This window comes from Atribacteraceae bacterium (assembly GCA_035477455.1).
In the GTDB taxonomy this organism is placed as follows: domain Bacteria; phylum Atribacterota; class Atribacteria; order Atribacterales; family Atribacteraceae; genus DATIKP01.
The window spans coordinates 1-3,397 of record DATIKP010000126.1; the positions used below are offsets into that span (position 1 = coordinate 1).

3 protein-coding genes are annotated in these 3,397 nt (G+C 50.0%); 2 read left to right on the plus strand and 1 reads right to left on the minus strand.

The features are described 5' to 3' along the window. The first annotated feature begins 76 nt into the window (after positions 1 to 76). Both VLH40_07805 and VLH40_07810 read left to right on the plus strand, forming a co-directional pair. Positions 77 to 997: a sugar ABC transporter permease gene (locus VLH40_07805; GenBank protein ID HSV31906.1), complete on the plus strand. Its 921-nt coding sequence runs from the start codon at positions 77 to 79 to the stop codon at positions 995 to 997. A gap of 19 nt (positions 998 to 1,016) precedes the next feature. Further along, positions 1,017 to 1,844, plus strand: a complete 828-nt coding sequence (locus VLH40_07810) for a carbohydrate ABC transporter permease (protein HSV31907.1) — start codon at positions 1,017 to 1,019, stop codon at positions 1,842 to 1,844. Between the two features lie 419 nt (positions 1,845 to 2,263). On the opposite strand, the gene VLH40_07815 is transcribed toward VLH40_07810, so the two are convergent. Further along, complete coding sequence (locus VLH40_07815) at positions 2,264 to 2,470, minus strand: hypothetical protein (protein ID HSV31908.1); 207 nt, start codon at positions 2,468 to 2,470, stop codon at positions 2,264 to 2,266. Positions 2,471 to 3,397: the final 927 nt, after the last annotated feature.

Sequence of the window (3,397 nt, forward strand, 5' to 3'; positions counted from 1 at the left end):
AGAATAAGTCAAGAACCCTTACCCGGGTGTGTCCACCCGGGTAAGGGTAACGTATCAGGAAAGAGGGGGTTTATGAATGATCAAGCAACTCACCGCCGGGCAGGGAAAGGGGAAAAAGACTCATAGTTTAGGGTTTCGTAAACGGAAAATCGGTTACATCCTGGTGGCTCCAGCCATTCTGATATTACTGCTCACGACCATTTATCCGACGATCTATATGTTTTTTGTTAGCTTTTTCCGCTGGTCCATCATTCCCACCCTTCCCCGTCAGTTCATTGGCTTACGACAGTACCTGAATATTTTCCAGAATCCGGATCTTTACGGTTCGATCAGGGCTACCTTACTTTTTGTGTTTTTGGTTGTGGTTGTGCAATTTCTGCTGGGTTTAGGGTTAGCCCTATTGATATCCAACAGCCGAATACGGTGGTTGAGGGTGGTTTTCCTGATGCCAGCCGTCATCGCACCGGTGGTGGTAGGTCTGATCTGGAGGTTTATGTTCAGTCATGACCTGGGGGTCATAAACTATCTCATTTCTGCCATAGGCCTGGAAAAAATAGCCTGGCTGGGCCAGCCTGCTTCGGCCATGGCCAGCATTATGATTGTCGATATCTGGCAGTGGACTCCCTTTGCCATGCTGATATTCCTGGCCGGTATTGAAAGCTTACCGAGCGAATCCTTTGAAGCGGCCAAGGTCGATGGGGCTTCGGTCTGGCAGAGTTTTCGATTTATCATGTTTCCACTGCTTACCCCGGTCATGGCTATTGTGTTGATGTTCAGGTCCCTGGATGCGTTCAAAACCTTCGACATTATTTATATGGTTACCCGGGGTGGCCCTGGCGCATCAACCAACCTGCTCTCCCATAATATCTGGCGTAGGGCGTTTTTTGAGAACAATATGGGTCTGGCGGCTGCCTTGTCAGTGATCATGGTCATACTGGCGACGGTCATGACCAGGTTTTTCATCCGATTAATGTCAAAAACACAGGGGACGTTATAGGAGGGAGGCTGAAGCTGTTGTGAGGAAAAAAGTACGCATATCTGAAGTGCTTCGGACAATTATAATCATTGTAGCGCTGTCTTTTTTCGTATTTCCCATCTATTGGCTGTTTGCCACCTCTCTTAAGATCCAGGTGGACATATTTTCCATGCCGCCGAAGTGGGTATTTTCCCCGACCATCGCGAACTATTTCCACGTTTTTTTCAACACCGATTTACCCAGGCTCGGTTTGAATTCATTCATCACGGCCCTGTTAAACGTTGTACTTTCCTTGGTGGTGGGAACCATGGCTGCGTATGGTATATCCCGCTATAAGGTGGGCGGTCAGAAATTGCTGTTCTGGTTTCTCAGTATTCGAATGCTGCCCCCGATCGTGGCGACAATTCCACTGTTTATCATCGCTGCGTCCTTGAGGTTGGTTGATACCAAGATTATTCTTCCCATTCTGTATCTCATTCTGAATATTCCTTTCGTTGTCTGGATGATGAAATCCTTTATCGATGAAATACCTGAATCGATCGAAGAGAGCGCCCTGATCGATGGGTGTTCACACTGGGGCATCCTGGGCCGGATTGTTCTTCCACTGGCTGCACCTGGATTGGTCGCGACCGGTGTGATCTGTTTCATCTTTGCCTGGAATGAGTTTTTACTAGCCATGATTTTTACCCGATCACCGCTTACCCAGACTCTACCGGTTGGTATCTCTGGCTTTATTACCGAGGAAATGATCCTGTGGGGATATATCACTGCTTCGGCCTCTATAGCTGCTGTGCCACCACTCATTCTGGCCTTGATATTCCAGCGTTACATGGTGAGGGGTTTGAGTTTTGGTGCAGTTAAGGCATAAGCAGGAAAGCGTATGACCCGACGTTCAAAGATGGAACAACTGAAGAGCGAAAACGACTGGAGGGAAACAATGTAGGGGTTTTCCTATTATCAACCGACGAAAATTCACTTTGGTTGGGGAAAGATCAAGGAAATTACCGGGATGGTGGAACGATGGGGGAAGCGATGCCTGTTGGTAACCGGTCCCGAAACCAGTGTCCTGCATCTTGTGTATGAGGCGGTTAAAGCTCAATTGAGAGAAAAAGGAATAGCCGTCGAACATTTTTCTGGCGTAAGGCCCAATCCCACTACGGATAGCATCCAGCAAGGGGCACTCATGGCGAGGGAGTGTGCTGCGGAAGTAGTATTAACCCCTTAACTCCGAACATCTGCGCAAACTGGAAAGAAACCAAGAACCCCATGAAAAACAGCGAGGCCCAATCAGCTTGTGGCTGCTTCTACCGGAGCTAACTGGGGAACGATAAAGAGCTCTTCCGTTTTGAGCCCCAGGGTGATAACCGCTTTGCCCAGTTTCGTCAGGTAATATTTCCGGGTGCCCGATACCTTCTTGATGAGCCCATGAACCCACAGACGCTTGACCGTCCTTCTTGCTTTCCGAGAGTTCCTCCAGTTTTTTCGCACCGTCACTGGGGTCCTCCACAGAAGATACAAACTCCAGATAGCGGCGATTGGCAGCTTTCAGCAGTCGGCCGAGCGGATACCGGCTGTAAATCTTCTTCTTCACCGGCGCGGCTTTCTGGGTGACGGTTCCTTCCCGCTCTGGATTTCCCGAGCAGGCTTGAACTGCGAGACATCGACATTTTGATGCTGACTGCACTCACCTGGTGGCTGATTCTCGTACCGAGAATAGGCTTGTTGAACCGGGTTCCCATTTCCCCCTGGTAGTTCCCACGCAGCTTTTTTCCCAGGAACGTGGCGATGTTCTCTGCTTTTACAGAAGGGATGGCGGTATAAACGATGCCCTCATGAGCAAACTTCAGGTCCGCTCTCGTCCTGGAAAACGAGGTCTGCGGCCTACTGCCTGCATGGTGCTCCAGCGATTAAACCTACACCCAGTTTTTTGATCACCGGGCAGTATGGACTTGCTGCAGGTCTTCCACCCGAACATGGTCGGATAGCTGCTGCGCCTTCTCCCAGTCGCTGATGCCAAGGAAGGTCTTGTCCCGCACTTGGGGTGATGCCTTTGGCCGGGAGGTAAGCCAATTGGGTCTGTTCATGTAAAACTGAAGGCGGAACGGAGACCAGCTGGGGGACAGGAAGAAACATGAGTCCAAAGTCCGGATCAATGAAGTAAAAGTAGTAGGACAGGCATTCCCCGGAGTCCGTTTTCACGAATGTTTTACCCGTTTGCTGGTCATTGGTGCATGTTTCCCTGGCTGAAAAGGTGTGGACCAGACCCGGGTGGGCGCCAGGCTTCTCAATGATCGATTGGATGCGATCGTCCTTTCAGAAGGGGGCGATTCTACGGATAAATTCAATCTCCGGTCCGTTTTCCTTGGCTATCCGTTCGGCATGCCAAGCGAAGTTCTTTGCGCAAGGTATCGGCCCAATCCG

Bases quoted from the DNA above. Each gene is read 5' to 3' on its own strand.
- VLH40_07805 (HSV31906.1), top strand. From the start codon at position 77: ATGATCAAGCAACTCACCGCCGGGCAGGGAAAGGGGAAAAAGACTCAT.